This is a genomic window from Synechococcus sp. NOUM97013 (assembly GCF_014279815.1).
In the GTDB taxonomy this organism is placed as follows: domain Bacteria; phylum Cyanobacteriota; class Cyanobacteriia; order PCC-6307; family Cyanobiaceae; genus Synechococcus_C.
Window position 1 is genome coordinate 943822 of sequence record NZ_CP047941.1, and the last position, 21953, is coordinate 965774.

Annotated in this window: 25 protein-coding genes and 1 tRNA gene; 14 read left to right on the top strand and 12 right to left on the bottom strand. The window is 55.4% G+C overall.

Features of this window, described 5'->3' with window-relative positions; genetic code table 11:
- Positions 1-1335, top strand: a complete 1335-nt coding sequence (locus SynNOUM97013_RS04810; RefSeq protein ID WP_186481006.1) for a pentapeptide repeat-containing protein — start codon at positions 1-3, stop codon at positions 1333-1335.
- A 341-nt stretch (positions 1336-1676) separates the two neighbouring features.
- On the opposite strand, the gene SynNOUM97013_RS04815 is transcribed toward SynNOUM97013_RS04810, so the two are convergent.
- Entirely contained in the window at positions 1677-1823 is a 147-nt protein-coding gene (locus SynNOUM97013_RS04815) for a hypothetical protein (protein ID WP_186481007.1), read from the bottom strand.
- A gap of 376 nt (positions 1824-2199) precedes the next feature.
- Between SynNOUM97013_RS04815 and SynNOUM97013_RS04820 the strand changes: the two genes are divergently transcribed.
- Positions 2200-2352 (top strand): hypothetical protein, encoded by a 153-nt coding sequence (locus SynNOUM97013_RS04820; RefSeq protein WP_186481008.1) that lies wholly within the window; start codon positions 2200-2202, stop codon positions 2350-2352.
- Between the two features lie 202 nt (positions 2353-2554).
- Here SynNOUM97013_RS04820 and SynNOUM97013_RS04825 read toward each other — a convergent pair whose 3' ends face one another.
- The 4 genes from SynNOUM97013_RS04825 to nrdJ all read right to left on the bottom strand — a co-directional run bounded on the left by SynNOUM97013_RS04825 (position 2555) and on the right by nrdJ (position 6352).
- Complete coding sequence (locus tag SynNOUM97013_RS04825) at positions 2555-2803, bottom strand: hypothetical protein (protein WP_186481009.1); 249 nt, start codon at positions 2801-2803, stop codon at positions 2555-2557.
- An 88-nt stretch (positions 2804-2891) separates the two neighbouring features.
- Positions 2892-3221, bottom strand: a complete 330-nt coding sequence (locus SynNOUM97013_RS04830; RefSeq protein ID WP_186481010.1) for a hypothetical protein — start codon at positions 3219-3221, stop codon at positions 2892-2894.
- A 634-nt stretch (positions 3222-3855) separates the two neighbouring features.
- Positions 3856-3942, bottom strand: a tRNA-Ser gene (locus SynNOUM97013_RS04835).
- 73 nt (positions 3943-4015) lie between these two features.
- Positions 4016-6352, bottom strand: coding sequence for a ribonucleoside-triphosphate reductase, adenosylcobalamin-dependent (nrdJ, locus tag SynNOUM97013_RS04840; RefSeq protein ID WP_186481011.1), 2337 nt, complete (start codon positions 6350-6352; stop codon positions 4016-4018).
- Positions 6353-6487: 135 nt separating this feature from the next.
- Between nrdJ and SynNOUM97013_RS04845 the strand changes: the two genes are divergently transcribed.
- The 3 genes from SynNOUM97013_RS04845 to SynNOUM97013_RS04855 are packed head-to-tail and all read left to right on the top strand — an operon-like array spanning position 6488 to position 11060.
- Positions 6488-8713 carry a mechanosensitive ion channel family protein gene (locus SynNOUM97013_RS04845; RefSeq protein ID WP_255442992.1) on the top strand — a complete coding sequence of 742 codons (2226 nt, stop codon included), beginning with the start codon at positions 6488-6490 and terminating at the stop codon, positions 8711-8713.
- Between the two features lie 29 nt (positions 8714-8742).
- Positions 8743-9426, top strand: a complete 684-nt coding sequence (locus SynNOUM97013_RS04850; RefSeq protein ID WP_255442993.1) for a trans-aconitate 2-methyltransferase — start codon at positions 8743-8745, stop codon at positions 9424-9426.
- Entirely contained in the window at positions 9423-11060 is a 1638-nt protein-coding gene (locus SynNOUM97013_RS04855; protein ID WP_186481013.1) for a peptide chain release factor 3, read from the top strand. The genes SynNOUM97013_RS04850 and SynNOUM97013_RS04855 overlap by 4 nt, the downstream gene beginning before the upstream one ends.
- Before the next feature lie 130 nt (positions 11061-11190).
- Here the strand turns inward: SynNOUM97013_RS04855 and SynNOUM97013_RS04860 are convergent, their stop codons facing one another.
- Together SynNOUM97013_RS04860 and SynNOUM97013_RS04865 are read right to left on the bottom strand one after the other, a co-directional pair.
- Positions 11191-11562 carry an AbrB family transcriptional regulator gene (locus tag SynNOUM97013_RS04860; RefSeq protein ID WP_186481014.1) on the bottom strand — a complete coding sequence of 124 codons (372 nt, stop codon included), beginning with the start codon at positions 11560-11562 and terminating at the stop codon, positions 11191-11193.
- Positions 11563-11892: 330 nt separating this feature from the next.
- Complete coding sequence (locus SynNOUM97013_RS04865; protein ID WP_186481015.1) at positions 11893-12108, bottom strand: hypothetical protein; 216 nt, start codon at positions 12106-12108, stop codon at positions 11893-11895.
- 294 nt (positions 12109-12402) lie between these two features.
- Here SynNOUM97013_RS04865 and SynNOUM97013_RS04870 point away from each other — a divergent pair, with 294 nt between their 5' ends.
- Positions 12403-12624, top strand: a complete 222-nt coding sequence (locus SynNOUM97013_RS04870) for a hypothetical protein (RefSeq protein ID WP_186481016.1) — start codon at positions 12403-12405, stop codon at positions 12622-12624.
- Between the two features lie 105 nt (positions 12625-12729).
- A complete protein-coding gene (locus SynNOUM97013_RS04875; RefSeq protein ID WP_186481436.1) occupies positions 12730-13419 on the top strand; it encodes a CPP1-like family protein in 690 nt (229 codons plus the stop codon).
- Here the strand turns inward: SynNOUM97013_RS04875 and hslO are convergent.
- Positions 13405-14328 (bottom strand): Hsp33 family molecular chaperone HslO, encoded by a 924-nt coding sequence (hslO, locus tag SynNOUM97013_RS04880; RefSeq protein WP_186481017.1) that lies wholly within the window; start codon positions 14326-14328, stop codon positions 13405-13407. The two genes, SynNOUM97013_RS04875 and hslO, sit on opposite strands and share 15 nt — an antisense overlap.
- A 20-nt stretch (positions 14329-14348) precedes the next feature.
- The gene (locus SynNOUM97013_RS04885; protein ID WP_186481018.1) at positions 14349-14981 is read right to left on the bottom strand and encodes an ABC transporter ATP-binding protein; all 633 of its coding nucleotides are present in this window, start codon (positions 14979-14981) and stop codon (positions 14349-14351) included.
- Positions 14982-15073: 92 nt separating this feature from the next.
- Here SynNOUM97013_RS04885 and SynNOUM97013_RS04890 point away from each other — a divergent pair, with 92 nt between their 5' ends.
- Together SynNOUM97013_RS04890 and SynNOUM97013_RS04895 are read left to right on the top strand one after the other, a co-directional pair.
- Positions 15074-15523, top strand: a complete 450-nt coding sequence (locus tag SynNOUM97013_RS04890; protein WP_186481019.1) for a DUF3531 family protein — start codon at positions 15074-15076, stop codon at positions 15521-15523.
- 8 nt (positions 15524-15531) lie between these two features.
- The gene (locus tag SynNOUM97013_RS04895; RefSeq protein WP_186481020.1) at positions 15532-16281 is read left to right on the top strand and encodes a 16S rRNA (uracil(1498)-N(3))-methyltransferase; all 750 of its coding nucleotides are present in this window, start codon (positions 15532-15534) and stop codon (positions 16279-16281) included.
- Here the strand turns inward: SynNOUM97013_RS04895 and SynNOUM97013_RS04900 are convergent.
- On the bottom strand, positions 16271-16501 hold the full coding sequence (locus SynNOUM97013_RS04900; RefSeq protein ID WP_186481021.1) for a hypothetical protein: 231 nt from the start codon (positions 16499-16501) through the stop codon (positions 16271-16273). The two genes, SynNOUM97013_RS04895 and SynNOUM97013_RS04900, sit on opposite strands and share 11 nt — an antisense overlap.
- Positions 16502-16661: 160 nt before the next feature.
- Between SynNOUM97013_RS04900 and SynNOUM97013_RS04905 the strand changes: the two genes are divergently transcribed.
- Complete coding sequence (locus tag SynNOUM97013_RS04905) at positions 16662-17384, top strand: putative 2OG-Fe(II) oxygenase (RefSeq protein WP_186481022.1); 723 nt, start codon at positions 16662-16664, stop codon at positions 17382-17384.
- Between the two features lie 12 nt (positions 17385-17396).
- Here SynNOUM97013_RS04905 and SynNOUM97013_RS04910 read toward each other — a convergent pair whose 3' ends face one another.
- Complete coding sequence (locus SynNOUM97013_RS04910) at positions 17397-17795, bottom strand: hypothetical protein (RefSeq protein ID WP_186481023.1); 399 nt, start codon at positions 17793-17795, stop codon at positions 17397-17399.
- Positions 17796-17880: 85 nt separating this feature from the next.
- On the opposite strand from SynNOUM97013_RS04910, the gene SynNOUM97013_RS04915 reads away from it, so the two are divergent.
- On the top strand, positions 17881-18648 hold the full coding sequence (locus tag SynNOUM97013_RS04915; RefSeq protein ID WP_255442995.1) for a TIGR00297 family protein: 768 nt from the start codon (positions 17881-17883) through the stop codon (positions 18646-18648).
- Here SynNOUM97013_RS04915 and SynNOUM97013_RS04920 read toward each other — a convergent pair.
- The gene (locus SynNOUM97013_RS04920) at positions 18638-19426 is read right to left on the bottom strand and encodes a sigma-70 family RNA polymerase sigma factor (RefSeq protein ID WP_186481025.1); all 789 of its coding nucleotides are present in this window, start codon (positions 19424-19426) and stop codon (positions 18638-18640) included. The genes SynNOUM97013_RS04915 and SynNOUM97013_RS04920 overlap by 11 nt on opposite strands.
- 381 nt (positions 19427-19807) lie before the next feature.
- On the opposite strand from SynNOUM97013_RS04920, the gene SynNOUM97013_RS04925 reads away from it, so the two are divergent.
- The 3 genes from SynNOUM97013_RS04925 (at position 19808) to SynNOUM97013_RS04935 (ending at position 21917) form a co-directional block, all read left to right on the top strand.
- On the top strand, positions 19808-20089 hold the full coding sequence (locus tag SynNOUM97013_RS04925) for a hypothetical protein (protein WP_186481026.1): 282 nt from the start codon (positions 19808-19810) through the stop codon (positions 20087-20089).
- A gap of 156 nt (positions 20090-20245) precedes the next feature.
- Positions 20246-20674 carry a cupin domain-containing protein gene (locus SynNOUM97013_RS04930; RefSeq protein WP_186481027.1) on the top strand — a complete coding sequence of 143 codons (429 nt, stop codon included), beginning with the start codon at positions 20246-20248 and terminating at the stop codon, positions 20672-20674.
- A gap of 577 nt (positions 20675-21251) precedes the next feature.
- Positions 21252-21917 (top strand): VanW family protein, encoded by a 666-nt coding sequence (locus SynNOUM97013_RS04935; RefSeq protein WP_255442996.1) that lies wholly within the window; start codon positions 21252-21254, stop codon positions 21915-21917.
- Positions 21918-21953 lie beyond the last annotated feature (36 nt).

A 21953-nucleotide genomic window follows, 5' to 3' on the forward strand; every position in this document is an offset into this window, starting at 1 on the left:
ATGTCCAGAGAAGTTCCCATATTTGTGAAGCCTACAAATCCATACTATCTTTTGATCGAAATATATTCTGGGACCCAGATTCAGGCCGGAGAAGTTGTTGACGGCATACCGATTGGACCTGGCGTGCAGGCACAAAACCTTGATCTGAAGGGGGCTTATCTCCAAGGAGGTTTCCTTGCATTCAGTGATTTCTCCGGGAGCAATCTTGATGATGTGAACCTGCAGGCGGGTTCGATTTCTTACGGAGATTTCAGTGATGTCTCCTTTCGGAATGCCTTGTTGTCGATCACGTCATTCGCGCAGGCGGATCTCGCGGGAGCTGATCTGCGCGCAGCTCAGATGGTGTTGATGGATAACGCCAGTGTTGATCTTCGAAGTGCCGACCTCCGTGGCGCCGAAATTGTTGGAAGCACTTTTGATTTCGGTAATCTGAGGAACGCCAATTTCACTGATTCAATTATTCAGAACACTGGATTTCAATTCTCCGACCTGCGCGGGACCAGTTTTCAAGGTGTTGTGCTCAGCGGATGCACATTTTATGGGACCAAGTTTGATCGAGACACGTTCAAAGGCGCGATTTTTGATGAAACAATCCTGCCCAATGGCAGCGTTCTGAGCTCTTTCAATCATCCACAGGATCAGGTGTTGTTTGGTGCGAAAGACTCGGTTCTGGAAGTGGATCCTGACAGTGTGGTCTACACCGCCGCACTGCAAGAGCAAACACCTGGACGGTTCGCCTATGGAACCAGATTTGGCGGCCTGGAGTTGGTCTCTGGTACCAGTGCACGTGGACTCAATCTCTCTGGGCTCAACCTCAGTGATCTCTCACTCGACGGCAGCGATTTTCGTGATGTTGATCTCACTGGTGCTGATCTGGGTGGAACATCGTTTGTCGCATCACAGTTGGATGACCTAATTGCAATTGGTGCTGACTTTGTCAATGGGTCGATCTCAGGTTCTTCAGCTCAGGGCGCTGTTTTTGACGACACCAACTGGAATTTCTCCAGTCTGGCCAACGCTGATCTCGTGGACGCCAGTTTTTTAAATGCTGATCTTCGCTTCACCAACTTACTGGCCACGGATTTCAGGAATGCGGATCTCAGAGGTGCGAATCTCACAGACGCCAATGCCATCAATTGTGATTTTCGTGGCGCGGATTTGCGTGGGGCGAACCTGACCAACCTTGATTTAACTGACGCCGATCTTCGTGGTGCCTTGACGGATGCGTCGACGATCTTCTGCAATACCGTGATGCCTGACGGCTCAGTTGAGGACCCCATCAACGGTCTTTGTCCTGGTCAGCCCACCTTCGTATTTGATCCAGTTCCGATGTGAACGTTGAAGGCGCCTGATGTGGCTCTCTGATGCCATCTCCGTTGACGCCTGATGACTCATGGGCTCCCATCGGTAACCCTTGCTGATGGGAGTTTTTGTTATGGCATCCCTAGGGGGATCACATCATCTTGATGATTCTGCGTTCGGTTCAATCTGATCACGTTGTTGTCGGATCTCTTGTTTGAGCCTCCTTCGTGGTGGGCTGATGAGCAGCTGAATCCACATGGATGCATGAACCACTCCACTTCGAATCACGATGGGTTGCCTGCCGTACAGACATCAGACGTCACGGCGAGCATGCCCAGTGTTGCTTGATCGGATCTGACTGCCCTGGACTCGCTTTAGTCGCGGCGCTGGGAATTACTCGGCTGCTCCACGGATGTTGGCGCCGACTCCTCAAGCCCAAGATTCAGCTCACCAATCCAAGCGACGATCCCAATCAGGCCAAGAATGCTGCCGATCAGCACAACCAGTCGATTGACGGTCATGGTTCCTTTGTCATGGACTTGACCCTAATGGGTTGTGGACTTTGTTTGTGCTTTGTTCTTCTTGGTTGTGTTCTGGTCGCTGGACGCCGCTGAGTGCTTCGCTCATGACAACAGGGTTGGACCGTCGCGTGGATCGTTGTTGATCGGGCAAAGTTATTGGCTCGCGTGCCTGGCTCGGTTGGTCAACGACACTGATGGCGACTCAGCATGTCACTACCTTTCTTCAAGGATCTGAATAAAAAGCGTATCCACGAGATACGAAATTCCAAAAAAAATTCCAAATTCGTGCACTTGTTGATACAGAAGCACTTGCGGGCTGATGGCCCAATGTCATGTTGTTGTCGTTGATTCATTCGGCCCCCCACCCACCCACCCAATGACGACTTGCATTTATCGCGGCATTCGCTATCAAACAGCGCAAACACCCACCAAGGCTCAAGTGCTGTCTTTTGAGCGCAAGACCTATCAAGAGAATGTGGAGGCGGCTCGCCAACAGTTGACCAAGACCTACCGCATGGTCAAGTACTGATTCATCAGGTCAGAAGAGGGGGAGACTGTTCCAACCCCCTCTTCTGTCAAGGGTTTAACCCTGTCTTCAAATCAGTTGATACGCCAGAATTGTGGTTTGTCCTCTGATATTTTTGGACGTGCGTGCTGATATAAACACCTGATCCCAATCAGAATCTTTCGTTTTAGAGAGATATCTTCTCTGTTCAAGCATGCTGAGTGCATCACGTTGATTGCTTGTCTTGCTGATTTGCATTATCAATGCAGCTCAGACCTTTTTGAGCAATTAGCTCACTGTTGGTGTTCAGAGAAAGATGAAATTTCAACTTGTCGGTTTTGATTCCTGGACGTTTCAGTTGGTCTTCTGTGGGAGCTTGTTGGTTCTTGAAGCTGAACGCGATGGGGTTTTGCTCAGCACGATCCTGCAGCCGATGGACTGTACGCGCACGCGTATTCACGAGCTGATTCGCCAACCGTCGTGCACATTGGCCAATCATTGACCGCTCGACCTGTTTCCGGCCTCTGTCGCTAGGCCTCAGTTGAGCGATCAGCGATTGAGGCTCAAAGTCCGGGATACGCGTTGGCCAGCCCCCAGGTTGCAAGCGCTGTGATGCAGGCAAAGGTCAGTGCAGCCCATGCGGCCGTGCTTGAACTGGTGCTTTGCGAGAGAGGGAGCTGGAGTTTGCGTGCCATCCGTTCAAGCCTGCTCTGACTTCTTGATGTCCTAGGTAGACCGACGATGTCCACTGATGTTGGTAAATCCACACCAGTCGGTGTCTTGCTCAGACGTTTGCTTGCTTCAGAAAAATGCTTTTTTGAATGGTATTGATGAATGCTGAATTGGTATAGGTAGATATTCTCGACCAGTGCTGTTGGTTGTGATTGCTGCATCTTTTAATCAAGTTGATCGATTATCAAGAGATTTCATCGCTCTTGATCAATGGAAATGATCACGATTGCCATTCTTTCGCTTCTCGTAGGTTCCTCGTCTTTGGCTGCGTATCGCCTCACACCGAAGAAGGAGGCCAACCAATGACTTACACCGCTACCTCGCTTGCGATTGCTTTTGTCGTCACTAGTTTCTGTTACTGGTTGATGATGCCGCTGATGCGATAGCGGATGGTTCGGATAGCTTGGTCAGGATGGTTCTAATCCATGAATCATCCTGCCAATGAATCGAGGGTGTTCCCTCGGTATGTATGTCCAGTCAGTGTTCATTGAATGCAAGTGATGCATCGACTGGTTCGCTGAACTGCGCTGATCCCATCACAGAGGCCAAGATGGCGATGTGCCTTTCATTCGGATCGAGGGGAGCCGTAATGTCCGCTTGTTCTGCGCTGGTCATGCGTACTTGAAAAGCAGTTATAGAGCTCCGTTTGGACATCACGAGGCAACAGTCGTGCCTGATGTTCATCCCAGCGAATATTTAGAGAATCGTTTGCATTCATTGGCTGTGATCAAACTGAATGCCACCTGCGAGGGCTTTTGAACACAAAAAAGCCCAGTCTTTGACTGGGCTTTTAAACGGAGAGGGTGGGATTCGAACCCACGGTGCCCGTGAAGACACGCTGGTTTTCAAGACCAGAGCCATAAACCACTCGACCACCTCTCCAGGTTGCGGTGCGTTGCTGCGGTCCGTGACGCCACTTTATAAGGAGCCGCCCCTTGGGGCGACTCCATCGTGATCAGTTCTCAGGCTTCGCCAGTGGCAGCAGGCACTTGTCGGAATCGCAGCCAGCTGGTCCAGCCTCGCTGATCTCACCCATGTCGTAGCGCTGAAGCGCTTCGAAGAAGTCGGAGCTCACCCGGCGTTGCATCACGTCGGATTGCATCCGCTCGTAGGTTTCGGCATCGATCGGTTCGAAAGGCAAACGCGGGAAGGTGGCGTTGGCATCGAAACGGGCAAGCAGTGCGGCCGAGATGTAGCCCTCGCCTCTCTCGATGGTTCCGTGCAGGGCATCGGTGAGTTCCTCGATCTCGTGCTCGCGGAATTCGATCGTGGCTGAAGTGTTGTGTGCGGTGTAGTGGGTCTGCACCTGCATGTAGAAGTCGAACTGGGCCATCGCGGAGAAGGCATTGATGTCGACCGCATCGGCACCGGGCAGATTGGCCCAGCTGACTTCGGTGGGGATTTCCACCAGCCATTCGGTGCAGCGAGGATCGAATGGATCGTCCAGCAAGCGCCCCTGCTCGTCTTTATCCGACTGAGAGGGGACAATGGTGTAGCCGTAATCCATGCAAGCCATGGCCACGGGATCGTTCTTGCGGAAGGTGATCCGGCGGATGAAACGCTGGGCCTTGGGGGGATGCCAGCCCGGAGCAGCACCGGTGAGCAGGCTCTTGGTGCCTGCGGGTTGAACGGTGGTGCAGCGGTTCGGGCGACGCAGGCCGTGGCGATCGCAGTATTCCCAGACAGCCTCATTGACGGTCGCTTTCCAGCGACTCAGGTACTCCGCCTCACGCTGTTTGAACGCAACACCTTCTTCGGTGTTGGGACGACCTGCTTCCCACCACTGCAACCAGGGGGTACCGAAGGCATGCACGAAGAAGTCGAACAGTCCGGTGAAGCTCACACCAACGATGGGATCCCACGCCCGGCTCTGGCGGTACCGCTCCACTTCAAACTGGTGATTGAGGAGGCACGCCACTGAGAGGGCTCCTGCACGGAAGGCATCGCGTTGACCTTCGTCGTCGCTGGGATCGATCTGATTGAGGTGCACCTCGGCGAGGTTGCAGTGGAAATCCGCACCGAGAATTTCGCCACATGGGTTGAGGCCATAGCGGCCGAGACGATGCTCAAGCTCATCCTCAGCAATGGGGCCGTGGTTGAGGTTCAGCCAACGGCCAGCCTCCTCTTTGCCTTGATCGCAGTAGATGTCGATGAATTCGCGGCGCAGCTCGGGTGTGCTCAGCAGGTCCGCGTTGGAGCGGGCGATGGCCTCGGGGGCGAACTGGATAGCGCCTTCACCACTATGGAACTGGCGGGTCACCGCTTCCAGCAGCACCTCACGGCTAGGCCGTGTGTGATACACGCGGGTGTGATTGGCCATGCGCAAGGCGTCACGCTCAGGATCAATCCGCCAGTTGCCTTCGTCGTCTTGCTGCCAGAGGTTGTCTTTTGCTCCTGCAGCGCTGGTGTCAGCGGAAGCGAACTGACGCATGCCCGCACTGCGCCGGATGTTGCCCGCGACGATGGTCACAGCCGCTTCATCGATCAGCAGGCAGCACTCCACTGACGTGAGTTTGCGCCCAACGGCCTTGCCAAGCAGACGAGCGACCCTGGCATAGAGATCCTTCAGCTTCACAGGGTTGGCCATCCCGCCGAATCCCTTAAGCGTTTCCCCAACAGGACGGACATCCGAGAGGTCAACTTGAACCTTGACCGTGCGACCAGCGAAGCGCTCGTCGCTGCTCAGTTCAAGCATCAACTGATAGCTGTCAACCCAGCCGCGTCTGGTGTCGCCAACACGAATGGAAACAGTGTCCTCGTTAATCGTGTAGGTGGTCTTCTCCTGGCGCTGACCAGCCGGTGTCACGCCGATGTCAGAAACCCCCAGCACCTCAATGGGGTTGGTGACCACCGGTAAGCGTTCGATCAGGTGGGGCTCGATGATGGCCCCGGTTCCACACCCCATCATCGCCAGGTCCATCATCAGACCGAAGGCTTCCCAATCCACAAGATTTGTGGAGGTGCAGTTGTAGGCACCCGAGAAATTGTCCTGGCGTTCAATCCAGGGTGTGCCTCCGATCCAAAGCCAACGTCCTGAAGGCAGCGCCTTTTTTTCGGCTTGCATGCGGGCAAGCAGGGCGACTTCCTCACCGGTGAGACGACCGAGCGTCTCCAACCCACCAAGGTTGCGACGTCCCACTTCGCTCCAGCTCTCGCGTCCCGTGCTGCTGCGACGGCTGTAGGTCCGGTAGAAAACCGGGTTGGCAGCAGGTGCAGTGGCAGGGAAATCGCCGTTGCTGGACACAGCTTTGAGTGTGTCCTCGGTGCCACTGCGAGTTGGAGACAGGGTCACGTTTTGAGACAGGTCAGTGAATGCACCCTAACGCCAGCAATGGGGGTCGCAAGTGATTGAAGGCACTATCTGCAGTGTCGTTGCCTGTGGGCTTCTGTCGCTGCCACCATGCCCGCATCGTCTGAATCGGGATTCATGGCCAGCCCCCGGGCTTTGACACGAGGGATGTTTCGCCGAGTTCTCCGTCCTGGTTTGCTCGCTGCCCTTGGGCTACTCATCTGCTTCGTGACGGCATGGCCTTACCCCTCGGCGCTGGCCGGTTCATCCGCAAATGAGGAGAACTATCAACCCTTATCTAGCGCTGTGATTCCCATCGAGCAGCAGCCGTTTTATGAGGCCTTGGTCGAGAAAGCGGCAGCCTGGGATGAGGTGGTGCTTGATCACGTGGTGGGGGATAGCCCGAAAGCCACGTTGCTCAATTTCTATGCCGTGATGTCCGACGTGGCCTTGCGTGCCGATTTGCTTGGGTTTTCCGCCTCCACCGGCCAGGCGATGCGACGTGAAGCCATCGACGACACGAATCTGCTGTTCGGGTTGGCGGTCGATGCTTTGGATGCGAGTGGTTTCTCAGAAAGTGTTCGAGAAGATATGGCCGATGAGGCGGCGATTCAGTTAAAGATGGTTCTTGATTATGTCTTGTCCAATAGTCGAGAGCCAATTCATATTCCTGATCAGGCGGGAATGAAAAATCGCAATGACTCGCGATCCAATCCGACAGCCTCATGGCGTATTCCTGGTACGGCCATCACCCTCACCTCTGACATCAAAGGTGATCCAGAAAATGAAAGTTTTTATTTTTCTGCTTCAACCGTTTCGTCTGTTCGTTCGATGTATGAAGAGATCCGTGATGTTTCCAGAGTCGATCAACCGTATGCTTCACCAAATTTTTATTCAGACTTCATCTACACGCCTGGATTTCTTGTTCCTCCTGACTGGTATTTGTCGCTTCCGCTTGGTTGGAGGGCCTGGCTCGAGTGGCCGGTTGGCGATCAAACGCTATTTCAGATCGTCAGTGCTGTTCTGCTGATTTTGATTTACGCCTACATCAGTTTGCGTTTGATGCGCCTTCTGTTTAAGTCGTATCAAGAAGTTGGTGATGATGAAAATGATTATGAGTCGATGAATCGACGTCTTTTTAGTGTTGATACTTTGGCTTGGAGGCGTGTTCTGATCGTCGCTCCTGTATTGCCTACGACTTACCTAATGGAGCAGCTTGTTGACAATGTTATTAATTTCACTGGCACGCCATTGGTGGTCGCGATTTATGTGTTTTACGTGATCTGGTATGTCTCGGCAAGCGTTCTTGTTTTCTTCTTGTTCGAGGCCTTGGGGCGTAGTGCTGCCGAGTTCATGGCTCAAATTCGGCGTAATCGTTCTCCTATTCAGCTTCGTCGCATTACGAGCTTTGTAATGCCTGCAAGTCGTGCAGTGGGGATGTTGATCTCTGTGGTTTTGATTTACCGCCTGTTGTTGCTGCTTGGGTTGCCTTCGAACACTGTGCTTGCTTTTTCGGCAGTGCCTGGCCTCGCGATTGGTCTTGGTGCCACCAAGCTGATCGGGAATCTTTTCGCGGGTTTGTCGATTCAGACCGATCGTCCTCTTCGGGTCGGTGAGTTTTGCGAAGTAGACGGAAAAATTGGATTCGTGACCAAAATCGGTCTTCGCTCGATGGAGCTCCAGACCCTGGAAAGTCGCGTCACGATTCCCAATTCCGTGGCCGATGAAGCCACCATTGTGAATTATTCAAGGCGGGGCCAGAGTGTTGAGCGTCAGCCAATGCAGGGGCTTGAGCTCAGGCTGCCAATACGAGATCCAATGTCTCCGTTCCAGCTTGAGGAATTAATTCGAATTACAAAGACTATTTTGGAGTCGCCTTCTTTTCTTGATCAAGAAGTTGAACTCTATGAGCCAGTTGTGAGTCTGGAGTCACTTGAAGACGGTACTAGTCAACTGATCGTCTTTGTGATGGTGGAACTGCACGGATGGAAACCGTTCTTGAAGGTGCGTGAAAAACTCCTGGTGGCTCTAGAAGAAGTGCTTGAACGCATTTCACTCTGCGAGATTGTTGTCGGTGTCTCTTACAGCACCACTCCCGACCAACTGCAACTCATCCCTCAGTTGCTGAAAGACATTGTGAGCGAAGACGCGCAACTTGAGTTTGAGGCAGCGCGACTCGTACGAATTTCAGCCTTTAGCTACGACTATGAATTGGAAATTCGCTCACTCCACCTGGTGCATGACGCTTTCGAAGACAGTGTCCACCGGTTGAATTGCAGAATTCTTGAGGTTCTTGCGGATCATCAGATCCAGATTCCCTACCCCACGCAAACGCTTGAACTGCAATCCAACCCGACGACCTGATGATCCCGCGTGTTCTTGAACCTGAGGTCATGAATGACCCGCTGCAGGTGGATGCTTACGCCGCGGCTGATTTCAACGCTTCCGATCAGTCCGTGCTTGACCGGATTGAGCAACTGCTTGGCCTCGATGATTTCCATTTCCGCACTCAGGCGCGTCTCGTTGATCTCGGTTGTGGTCCCGGCAATATCAGCCTGCGGCTGGCCCAGCGCTGGACGGACTGCTCTGTGGTGGGGGTGGATGCTGCTGATCGCATGCTTCAAGTGGCCGAGGCCCGGCGTCGTGATGCCGGTGTGACGTCAGAGCGCTTGCGCTATCAACAGCAGGCACTGCCCTTGCCAGCGTCTTTAATCCAGGCGGATCTGGTGGTCAGCAACAGCCTGCTCCATCATCTCCATGAACCGATGCATCTCTGGTCATCGGTGAAATGTCTTGCTTCATCGCGCTGCCTCGTTCTGCATCGGGATCTCAAGCGTCCAGACAGCGAGGCCGGCATTGAAAAACTTTGCCGGGAGCATGTGGCCCATGCACCTGAGGTGCTTCAACGTGATTACCGAGCCTCCTTGCATGCGGCATTCACCGTCGCAGAGGTGAATGCGCAGCTTGCGCTTGCTGGTCTGTCCCAGCTCCAGGTGCTGGAGGTCGAGGACCGATACCTGGAAGTGTGTGGCTGGATCACGGGCTGTCAGGCTGGTGTCGATCAGCGCAGCCCATGAGCACGGAATCAGCACTTCAAGATGGACGTGAGCTGCTTGATGCAGTGGCACGTCGTCGCAATTTCGCGATCATTTCCCACCCTGACGCTGGCAAAACAACGCTGACAGAGAAGTTGTTGCTGTACGGCGGTGCCATTCAGCAGGCCGGTGCTGTGAAAGCACGAGGTGAACAACGCAAAGTCACATCTGACTGGATGGAGCTGGAGAAACAGCGCGGAATCTCCATCACTTCGACCGTTCTTCAGTTCGATTACACCGGCAACACAATCAATCTGCTTGACACTCCGGGTCACCAGGACTTTTCAGAAGACACGTATCGAACTCTGGCCGCTGCTGACAATGCTGTGATGCTCGAGGATGCCGCCAAAGGACTCGAGCCTCAGACCCGAAAACTTTTTGAGGTCTGTCGGATGCGGCAGATCCCCATTTTCACGTTCATCAACAAGATGGACCGTCCCGGTCGTGACCCGCTCTCATTGCTCGATGAAATCGAGTCTGAGCTAGAGCTCACACCTTGGGCTGTGAACTGGCCGATCGGGAGTGGTGAACAGTTCCGTGGGGTGATCGATCGCCGCACTCGCGAGGTGATTTTGTTTTCGCGGGCTGAACGTGGCCGTCAATCGGAGGAACGGCACCTGTCACTCGATGACCCTGAGTTGCTCGATCTTGTTGAAGCAGATCTGTTGGAGCAGGCGGTTGAGGAAATGGATCTGCTGGAGGCGGCAGGTGCGGAACTGGATCTGGAGTTGGTGCATGCCGGCGAGCTGACACCGGTGTTCTTCGGATCTGCGATGACCAATTTTGGTGTTCGCCCGTTCCTGAATGCATTTTTGGAAATGGCGCAGAAGCCCGTTGCACGCAATGGCCATGACGGCCCTGTGGATCCCCTGCGGCCGGACTTCAGTGGTTTTGTTTTCAAATTGCAAGCCAACATGGATCCCCGTCACCGGGACCGTGTTGCGTTTGTGCGGGTCTGTAGTGGCCGATTTGAGAAAGACATGACCGTGCGCCATGCCCGAACCGGTAAGGCGATTCGTCTGTCACGCCCGCAGAAACTGTTTGGACAAGACCGGGCCGTTGTGGAAGATGCCTATCCAGGTGACGTCATTGGTCTGAACAACCCAGGCATGTTCTCGATCGGGGACACCCTCTACACCGGAACGAAAGTTGAGTACGAGGGCATTCCATGCTTCAGCCCTGAGATCTTCAGTTGGCTGCGCAACCCCAATCCTTCCGCTTTCAAGAATTTCCGCAAAGGCGTGAATGAACTGCGTGAGGAAGGTGCGGTGCAGATCCTGTACGACACCGATGAAAGCAAGCGCGATCCCATTCTCGCGGCGGTTGGTCAGTTGCAGCTTGAGGTGGTGCAACACCGGTTGCAAAACGAATATGGCGTTGAAACGCGGCTCGAGCCACTGGGATTTCAAGTGGCTCGATGGGTGACGGGTGGTTGGTCTTCCCTCGACCAGGTGGGACGGATCTTCAATTGCAAAACCGTTAGGGATGCTTGGAATCGCCCCGTTCTGCTGTTCAAGAACGATTGGAACCTCAACCAGCTCAACGAGGAACATCCTGATTTGGAGCTCAGTGCTGTTGCACCTGTGGTGAGTGGAGTAGAGCCGATCAGCCTTTAACCGGTCATCGTCATCGGTAAGGCCAAGCCGCTTCGATCGGTCGTTGGCAACAAAAAAGCCCCACTCATTGAGTGGGGCTTTCGATTGGAGTCAATGTTCAGCACTTGCTGTTTTGAGTGCTGAGCAGTTTTCACTCTTCGCCTTCTTCGTCGGTGCCGCCAACAGGGATCAAGCGGATGGCTTTGCGGCCAAGCTTGATTTCAAACTCATCACCAGGATTGAGATCGAGCATGGCGGTGTAGGCCTTGCCAACCAAGAGGTTTCCATTGCCTTGCACTTTTGCGGTGTAGCTGAGCTTGCGGCCGCCTTTGCCAATGCCGGCAGAACCACCACCAAGTTCCACGCCTTTGGCGCTCAGCAGAGCCTCATAGAAAGCAGTGAAGTTCACTCGCTGGCCGCCATCCTTTTTGTCGGTGACATAGCCGCAAGCGGTGGCCAAATCGGTTTTGGACACATCGCCAAGCTCTTTAACCTTGGCAAGAAGATCAGATCCGGTGAGCATTGATAGTCCCTATCTCAATTCATTTATGCATTACGCCCATCGGTTCGTCAACTGTTCAATCCGTCTTTTCTGGATCAATTCTTCTCTTCGATGCTGCGCGTGTTGTTGCTCAGGGGCTGAGCGTCCTTTGTTCTGATCACAGTGAGTCCAATCCGCGTCCAATAGGCAGAGCGTTGCATTGCACTTCGCGTGGTTGTGTTCAGCGTCTTGGCTTGATCAGGAATGGGCGTGTTAGGGAAATTTTCGTCTGTTTGAGAACCGATTTGGTGGTTCGCTGTTGGCTGAAGGCGAGCGTGACTGGAGCAAGCGTTCGCTTTGAGATGTGATCACTCACGCTTTCACGCGTCTCTCTGCTGTTGCAATGAAGGTCTCAGCGGCTAGTCGGATCACGGACGCCATGTGCACCAACCATGGGCTGACTTCTTGATTGAACTCCCCTGCACCATGAGGCCCTTGATCAGGTTCAATGCTGCTGTGGGGCTTTCGCTCAATTCGAGCCTGGATCTCACGCACGACGCCATGGAAGTTGATGACACCGACAGGCATGCGAAACCTCTTTGGAATCGTTTGGCGATGCCCGGCGCACTGATGACAATGCAATGAAGTGGGAGGTCTATTCCTTCAAGCTCGGTCGTCCGACGGTGATTGTTGGTCTGCATGCAGACAATTGCCAAGAGGAGTCACTCGTTTTCCACTGCTTCAGCTGTCTCGACTCCTGGTGTGCGTCTTCCGATCGCGCGGAGTCATGTCGCGATTGGATTTGAAATGTCAGACGCTCAGAGGCTTTGGTTCGCACCTTGTGATCGCAATCGCCAGACTGTCGACCTCCAGCGGTCTGCCATGGACACTCTCTGGCTGCTTCGCCCCTGCTCTGATGGAGGGACGGATTACATCTGCTTCCGTGATCATCGTGATCATGTGGAGGTACTCGAGGGCTATCACCTGCCCCCTCAGATGCCATTGATTAAGCACCGTCAGCTTCTGCTCAGCGCAGATGTACCGCGCTGTCGGCATCGTTTTGAGCGGCAGCAGGGTTTTCGGCATGGCCCGCCGCTGTTCTAAGCACCGTCTTGCCGAAACATCCTGCGCTTTTCAATTGATAATTCCTCCTTTGGGCTCGATTTGAGGAGTCTGTCGATACGCTTGAAGAAGAACATCGACGCTTCAATGGCTGCAGGGTTGAATCCAGGACAGGATTCGGATTCTCAGGATCCTTATTCTCTGCTCGGCATTAGTCCTGATGCAGGCTTTGAAGAAGTTCAAAGGGCCCGCGAACGTGTTGTTGCTGGCTGCGGAGATGACGCCATTGCCAAAGCGCGCGTGGAAGCGGCTTACGACGCCGTGCTGATGGCGCGTCTTCGTGATCGTCAGTCGGGTCGGGTGAGTTCTGAAGCCGTCACAGCCTCGCGGATTGAACGTGAGCAGGGATCGACGGAATCGCTCCAATCCTCCAACGGTCCGGCTGCGTTGCTCACGCGTCTTCGCAGTTTCTCTCTACCAACGCCTTCCCTGAGTGGTTCAGGCGTCATGCCTGATTTTCAGTTGGTGGAAGGTCAGGGATTCACGGTGCGGTGCCTTGCAGGTGCAGCGGCATTGCTGCTGCTTTTGGTCGCTCCACTGACCGTGGAGCTCCTACTTGCACTCTCCACCATTGGTGTGTTCATCAGCCAGGTGAAACGCGGCCGTCGCCCACTCGGCTCATTGGGGTGGACATTGTTATTGCTCATCGCTGGCTTGAGCCTTGGTGCGTTGCTCAGCATGGTGATGGCTTCGACTGCGTTGCCGTTGTCGGTGGAGCAGTGGCAAGCACTGCCCGCTCTGGTGGTGCTTCTGGTGGGAGCTCTATTTCTGGCTTGAACCTGAAATCTCGTTGATCAGGTCCTGCAGTTCTGCTTCGGTGACCTGATACACCTCACTGCAGAAGTGACAGGTGAGCTCAGCGCCTTTGTCTTCCTTCAGCATGGATTGAAGCTCTTCAGGTCCCAGCAGGGTGAGGGCTCCCAGGCTGCGCTCGCGACTGCAGGGACAGAAAAACTGCACCGGCTGCATGGGTTCACTGCTCGGAATCGGCTGTGGATCGAGGTCTGGGAACACCTCCCTTAGCAATCGTTCGGGATGGTCGCCGCAGGCATGCAGCTGTTGGCTGAAGTTTTGAATCTCTCGGCAACGTTCCTCAAGCAGGGCCACCAGTGCAGGCTCTTCTGCAGCCTTTGGCAGCACTTGCACCAACAATCCGCCGCTGCTTTGCAAGCCTTCGCTGTTGATTGTTTCCCCTACAAACACAGCAGACGGTGTTTGTTCCGAGTGCACCAGATAGGACGCCACGTCTTCACCGATGCCTCCGCTCACGAGCTCAACCGTGCTGCTAAACGGTTCCCCTTTGCCGTCGTCGCGGACGACATGCAGGTAGCCCGTGCCCGCTGCACCAGCGAAGTCAAAGCTTGCTTGACCATCTGCCCCCACGATGGGGTCCAGCTCGAGAGACGGATTTCCGACGTATCCCCGAACGCGGCCATCACGACCAGCGTCAACACTCAACCCGTTGATGGGGCCATCGGAGCCCAGTCGCAGATTGACGCGTCCATGGCGCACCTTCATGGAACTGGCCAGCAGCAAGCCGGCGCTCATGGCACGTCCCAGCATCACGGTGGTGAGGTACGAAAGTCCGTGGCGGGTTCGAGCTGTGCGCGTGGTGTCGCTGGTGGTGACAGCCACCAGTCTGATTCCCCCACCTGCAGCGGTGGCCCGCACGAGGCGATCAGCCATGACGCTTCAACAATCAGGCGTCATGGTGACAGAGCGTGTAGGCGGCCGTTGTGCAGCCGCAGTTGATCGCAGTTCCAGCCATGAAACAGTTCCGGTTCATGGGTCACCACGATCAGCAGGCGGTCGCGACTGAGCTGGTCTAGGAGTTCCAGCACTTCAGTGCGAACTGACCAATCAAGACCAGCCGTTGGTTCATCCAGCAGCAGTACATCCGGTTTGCGCAGCAGCTGAACAGCGAGGGCCAATCGTCGCTGCTGTCCGCCGCTGAGACGTTCCGGAGCCTGACGTCCGTCCACCCCACTCAGGCCCACCTGACGTAGGGCTGCAGCCTGGTCTTCGCTGCTGAGACGACGATGACCCAGTTTCAGTTCCTGGCTCACGGTGAGGCCCAGAAAGTGGCGCTCCGGAAACTGAAACACAACCCCGCATAACCATCGCCGTTGTCGCTGGTTCAGCACTTTTTCCTGCCAGCAGATGCGTCCCGTGTTGGCGCTGGCCATGCCGCTGATCACATCCAGCAGGCTGGTTTTGCCGCTGCCGCTGTCACCGGAAATCAATAAGGGTCTCCCACGGGAGGCCTTCAGCTGAATGCCGTTAAGCACCAGCTGTTCTGCGGTGGCCGGCCTGTAGTGAACATCGTGCAGTTCCAGCATTCCAATCGAATGCCCTTGAGGGGGCTGCCATGGCGCTCCAGCATGGTCGATCGTTCCTTTGGCGGCGATGATGTCATCGATGCCGGTGGCTCATGCAGGTTCGTTTTCGAGAGATTGATCCTTTCAATTGCTGGATCTGGCTGCGTTTCGCTGAGGTCCCCAGCCAGGGAGAGCGAAATTACGTTGATGGCATCTTCGACAGTTGGTATGTGCTGGGGCGCTTGGGGGGATTCAACGCTGAAAACCTTCAGGTGCATGAGGAAGGCGATCAGCTCAGCTGGATGAGCTACGAGAACGACGATGCGGGCTCAGCGATGCCCGCTTTGATGCACAACATGGGGCAGCTGGAGTACCAGCAGGAGTGGGCACGGTGTTGGATTGACCTCGGGACCAGTGATGGGATCGCGCTGGATGTGTTGATCAATGCCCTGCGGCAGCTGGATTCAGACCTGGTTCAACTGGAAGAACTTCTGATCGGTGGTGCGAACGAAGACTGGCCTGTGGAAGAACACCCTGACAGTGTTTTTCCAGGCATGGGCTGATCGCGGTCGTGGCTGAACGACGACGCCTGCTCATTGATGCCAGCAGGCTTCCCCCTTCTGGGGAGCATCGCTGTTTCCATCTGAATGACCAGGAAGTGCGCTACCTGCGCAAAGTGTTGCGTCTGAAGCCTGGTGGCCAGGTGGACGTGGTGGATGGCCGCGGACATCTCTGGACTGCACTGCTGATCGCTGGTGATCAGTTGGAGCTGACCAGCGATCGTGCACAACCTCATGGAACGGAGCTGAAGCCCATGCCTCAGCTGGGCTTAGCCATGGCGCTGGTTCGTCGCGGCATGGACGATGTGATGCGCATGACGTGCGAACTGGGTGTGGATCACGTCCAGCCCCTCCAGGCTGATCGCAGTGTGCCGCAGGCGGAGCATCGGCCCGAGCGCTGGGGCGTGATTCTTCAAGAGGCTGTTGAGCAGAGCGAAAGGCTTTGGATGCCGGACCTGCAGCCCCGTCTGGTGAGCGGAGCGTGGTGGATGACACCAGCTTCAGATGACCTGCGTCTGATTGCCGTCACCCGGGATGCTGGTTGTCCTCATCTGGAAGCATGGCTCGATCAGGCTGCAGCGCTAGCACCGCGGATCTGGCTGGCGATCGGACCTGAGGGGGGCTGGAGTGAGGGCGAGGTGGCCCAAGCCCTCGCCTCCGGTTGGATTGGGGTCACGCTCGGGGACACCATTCTGCGCAGCTCAACTGCGGCGGTCGCCGGCGTCAGTGCCCTCTGCTCCTGGCGAACGCTCAGCGCTTGATGCCGTCGAGACGAAAGGCATTCATCAGTGGACGCCCCTTGACGTGCATGCGCCGCAGCAAGGTTGTTTGCACACTGATGGGTGGTTGTTTCGCCGCTATGGAGCGAGCGCGAAACAGCGACGACGGCCCTTGCAACTTCGTCGCTGATGGTTCGCTCGAAGCGGATGCCTTGCGCAAGCGGCGTCCAATCCGGCTTAACAGGCTCTTTGGACCGTTCACGAAAACCTTCCTGGGCAGGGTTGGCAGACGTCGGTTAACGCCTTATCTCACAATCCTGTCACTTCGTGCGAAAGCTCTTTTTCTTATCGGTGGCTCGATCAACTTGAACGGTTGTCCTGCTCAGTCGCTGGCACGATGACTTGCAGCACCAGAGACGGCTGTGGACGTTCTTGATCTGTTTCCGCGTTCGATCCTCAAGGGCCAGCTCCCGGATCCTCTGCTCAAGCAGCTGATTGCGCTCGGCGAGCAAGTGATGACAGCGCCGCATCACAGTCCTGATGCATCCGCCAAGCTTGCTGGCCAGTTGAGTGAGCAGCGTGAGCTAACCCCGGATTTGCCCGGAGTGCAGCAACTCATGAATGAGCAGCTTCTGCCTGCCTGCGAACGCTGGATTCGTCATGTGATCGATCGACAGCCACCGCAAGGGCGTGGCCCCTGGGTTCCGGGGCGCTACAGGCTTCAGCCCGTGGATCTGTGGTTGAACTGCCAGCGAGCTGGTGACTACAACCCGATCCACACCCATGGCGGCAGTTTTTCAGGGGTGATTTTTCTGAAGGTGCCCCCCCAGATCAATGGCAACAGTTTTGATGGCCAGCTCTGTTTTCATGGCCCCGAGGACTGGCATATCCAGTCGTTTCGTACGGGGATGTCCCAATACATGCTGCCCGTGCCTGGGGATTTTTATGTCTTTCCTGCCTGGCAACCCCATTCCGTGATGCCGTTTCGGGGTGAAGGTGAGCGCTGGTCATTGGCGTTCAACGCCATGGCGATTCCTCATCAGAAAGGTGCTGCTGCCAGAGAAGCAGCCAACCCTTCAAGCGCTGCCGCTCCGATGGGCAACGTGTCGCTGTCCAGCCAACGACCTTCGCCGAAGGGGTTTTGAGGCTTGTCGGCCTTACTTGCTCTTGAACAGCTCGGAGGCCATGGAGCGAAACCCCGACAGGTTGCTTCCAGGCCGGCGCTTGCCAGGGCGCACTGCGTTCCCGGGTGTGAAAGCGTCGGGCGCGAAATTGACGAGTTCAACTGTGGGCTTGGAGGCCTCTGCAGCCGCGAGTTCTGCTGCAATGGCTTCCGCCGTTGTCAGCGATGGTTTGACCTCGGTGCTGGTTGGGCCCGGTGCTGGTTGGTCTTTGTCGGCTTGAACAGGCTCCGCGGTCGCGGAAGCAGTCGATGGTTTTTTGCTCTCCTTCGCCGCAGCTTTGGTCCTGGCAGCGTTGGCTTCTGCGTACTTGGCTGCGACAGCGGGGTCCGGCTCTCCAAGCTCGAGGAAGAAGCCCTTGCGGTTCAGCACCATGCCGGAGAGGGGAAATCACCTGAGCTGATTATCCGCGGCAAAGCCCCCTTCAGCGTCGATGCTTAGAGCAGTGCAACACAGCCTGATGCTTTTCGCGTCCGCGGCCATTCCCGCTCAGAGTGTTTCCATCTGGATCACGGCGTTGGTTTTCAACGCCGTTTTGATTGGCTTGGCTCAGCGTCTCCCCCTGCTGACGCCAGCGGGATGGTGCCACGCTGGCATCCTCGGCACCGTTCTCTGGGGAGCTGTCGGTTGGCGCGGTTGGCTGGCTGTGGTGGCTTATCTGGCCTTTGGATCCCTCGTCACCAAGCTGGGTTTTGCACGCAAGCAGGATCTCGGTTTGGCAGAAGCGCGCGGTGGTCGTCGAGGGCCAGAAAATGTGTGGGGGTCGGCGTTGACCGGACTGGTGTTGGCCCTCTTGATCGCGGCGCGCCTGGGCCCAACCCAGGGGCTTCTGATTGGTTTCGCTGCCAGTTTTGCCGCCAAGTTGGCGGACACCTTCGGCAGTGAGATCGGGAAGCGGTGGGGGCGAACCACGCTGCTGATCACCAGTTTGCGACCGGTGCCGCCCGGAACCGAAGGTGCGGTGAGCTTGGAGGGCACGGCTGCCAGCGCCCTCGGCAGCCTGTTGATGACCCTGGTGATGGTTGCTTTGGGATTGATCCCCTCCGCTGAAGCGGCTGCAGTTGTGGTTGTGGTTGGGTTCATTGCCACCCTGCTCGAGAGCCTTTTGGGTGCTGTTGGCCAGGGCCGTTGGCCCTGGCTCAGCAATGAGCTCGTCAATGGTTTGCAGACGGCCTGGGCTGCAGGCCTGGCCATGTTTGTGGCATGGCCGCTTGGTCTTAGCTCGTAGCCGCGACCGCTTGCCTCCGCAGGTCGCGGAGGCTGTCGTTTAGGAGGCGTTGCAGCGTGCGTCGATCGATGCCTTCGAGGCGTGCGATCGCCGTGATGGACAGTCCGTCGATCCAGTGCGCACAAAGCCAGCGTCTGCGCACAGGGTCCAGGCTTTTTAAAGCTGTTTTCAGCCATGACAGCTGAAGGTCGTTGTGATGGGTTGACCGGGCTGGGAGTGACTCGAGATGTGTGCTGACTGGATGGGGGCTTGTGACCGTTGCCTGTTTCGGTGCCTGCAACGACACCAGATGACGATGCTGGTGGGCGATGCAGGCCTGTTGCCAACGCTGGGGAGTCACACCAAGTGCGTCGGCTAGGCCTGCTGCATCCAAGGCTTGCTGGCCATGCTGTATTCGATCCGTTTGGAGTCTCATTCCCTTGGCATGCAGGTCGTTCAAGCGCCAGGGAACGCGCAGGGTGCGCAGGCGATCACGCCGGTAATGCAGGATTTCGCCCGTAATTCTCGGCATGGCGTAGCTGCTGATGCGATGACCTCGCGTCGGCTCGAATCGATCGAGGGCGCGGATCAGGCCCATTCGCCCTTCTTGGATGAGATCGTCCCGCTCGCCATCGCCTCGGTTGAGTTGACGCTGAGCACCGAGGTGGGCGAGACCTAGGTGCTTGAGAACAGCGTCGTTGCGTTCAAGAATGGTCCGCGGAAGTGCTCTGCGGGCTTCGCGACGGCGATGAAGGGTGGATTGGTTTTTGCAGGATGTTGATGGAGATTGAGAGATCATGGGATTGAACCATTGAGCTGTCTTCAAACTCTCCAAATCCCTGGCTATGCCGCTTCCCCCCTGCGAGTGAAGTGTTTCCCTCCCAAGAGTGAGGTGAGCAAATCCCAGTTTGCGTTACTGCACTTGACGACATGGTTGTTGCCTACATGCAGCTGTGAACGATCGAAACTTTTTTAAAATATTGAGGTGACAATCTGTATCATTTCACTGATATTGGTGGCGGGAATCTGATGATCCTGCTTCTCAATTCAATGGATGAGAAACGGCATTTTTTTCATCAGTCTGATGGATGGATCAAAGCGAACGTAAGGAATGATCTCGTTCATCAGCCAGCAACTTGTATTGAGTCGACAATCAAGATCGATCGTTGCTTTTCAAGCGATGCCTTTGCTCTGGGAGAATCTCGCCGCACAACTGGACAGCGTGCGTGCAGGTGGTGGGTTTGACTACAGCGCTTGGGCTTCCCCTGCCGCTGCTCCGCTTCAAGGGAGCCGTGAAGAAAGACTCAAGATTGCGCTGAATGCCATTAAAGACAGTGGCAACACTCAGATGATCGAATCGCTGAATGCGGCTCTTGAGGGACGTGAGGCTTCTTTTGAGCTGCCGCCCTTGGAGAGTGGACCAGAGGCTTTTCTCAAAACGTTGAATCAAAAAGCCTTCTAAGTGCACGCGCTTTGAAGGTCATGCCTGTGAAGGCATTGCGTTTTCACAGGCGATCGGCTTCTCTCGTCGCCCTGCCGGGAAGCGTTCATCGATGACACCTGGGACCCTTGTTCTGGTGTCAGGCTGGATGATCGATCCGATTGATTGCCATCCGCCATGCTCTTCCGTTTTTCGGGGCTCGCAGCCTCTCTGTTGCTGCTTTCGGCTGGTGCGGTTCAGGCCACTCCCAAGCCAGTGATGCAGGAACTGTTCAGTTCCAGTCGCACCTTGGGTGGAAGGGTCGTGGCTTATCCGGCTGGCACGCCGGAAATGAGGATCTATCGGATCACGCTTCCTTCCGGGGCCAAAATCCCCTTGCATACCCACCCTTCCCCTGTCGTGGTTTTGGTGGAGAAGGGTGCTTTGACCAATGTTCGGGTTGTTGATGGTGTGGAAGAGACCAGTGTGGTGAAAGCTGGAGATGGCTTTTTGGAGGGGCACCCCGGTGAACCTCATTACGTGGTCAATCAGGGAGATGAGCCTGTCGTCAGCCTGGTGACCTTCGCCAGTGTCGAGGGCATGCCGAACATGATTCGGATGGAATGATTTCACCGAAGCGCTGACACCAAGCCGAAAAACACGTCATGGATGCGTATTAGTACTTATTTGCGGCTCTAAATTTCAGGCTTTCTGCCTATTTGTGTGAGTCCGCTGACTTTATGGTGCCTGATATGGGATCGCACGGATGACGGCTATGGAACGAATTGTGGCGCCTCTGTCTTGCTTGAAGTGGGGTGAGGATGGGGAGTTGTCAGCGCATGATGCTGAAATGATGGTCAACCTCCTGGCCTCTTGCGAAAAGTCGCGTCGGGGATTTAAGACTCATTTTCAGCGTCGTCGCAGGGGGCCTCTGAGCGCGCAAGGGAGACGGATGCGCAACGGTGATCTTGGCTCTCGTTGAGAGCAGGTGATTTCACGTTGGATCGATTTGCTGAGCTCAATAAGCTGTTGAGGTGAGCATGACCTGCGGGATCTCAGCATGTTTGAAATCCCTTCCCCCGTTCATCGCTGGTGGTTTCGACGGTTGGTCGGTCGGGAGCTCTTTATTCTCAAACGCAAATTGCGTTGGTATCGATCTTGGAACATCTGGGCTGATCAGCGGAGTGCATTATGTCCTGCGTTCATGAAATTCCAGCATCGTTCAGTTGTCTTGAGGCCTTTGCCAGGTGTTGATCCCATCTTGCAGCTGAATAAGCGTCGAAATTTGGAGCTGGCGATTGCTCGCATTGATCAGATCGTGATTCGCCCAGGCGAGACTTTTTCTTTTTGGAAACTTGTGGGGCGACCGACGCGGAGAAAGGGTTATTTGAAGGGATTGGTGTTGCGCCATGGGGTGATTGCTGAAGGGATTGGAGGTGGTCTTTGTCAGCTTGGCAATCTTCTTTTTTGGATCGCGGCTCACAGTCCCTTGATGATCACTGAACGATGGCGCCATGGTTACGATGTTTTTCCAGATCTCAATCGATCAGTGCCCTTTGGTGCCGGAGCGACGCTCGCCTATAACTACATCGATCTTCAGATCACCAACACAACTCCCTATTGTTTTTCACTCCGTCTTTGGCTTGATCCAACGTGCCTAAACGGAGCGCTCTACTGTGATTTTGATTATCAGTCGACCTATTCTGTTGAGGAACGGTCGCATGCAATCAAGCAACAAATTTGGGGAGGCTATTCGAGGCATAACCAGATTTATCGCGTTGAGCATGATCAACGTGGGGTGATCTCAGAGCAAATGCTGGTTGAGAATCATGCGTTGATGATGTACGAACCACTACTTCCCTCGTCGTGATCAGCACAGTCTGCGAGCTTTCTTCCTTGTGCAGCC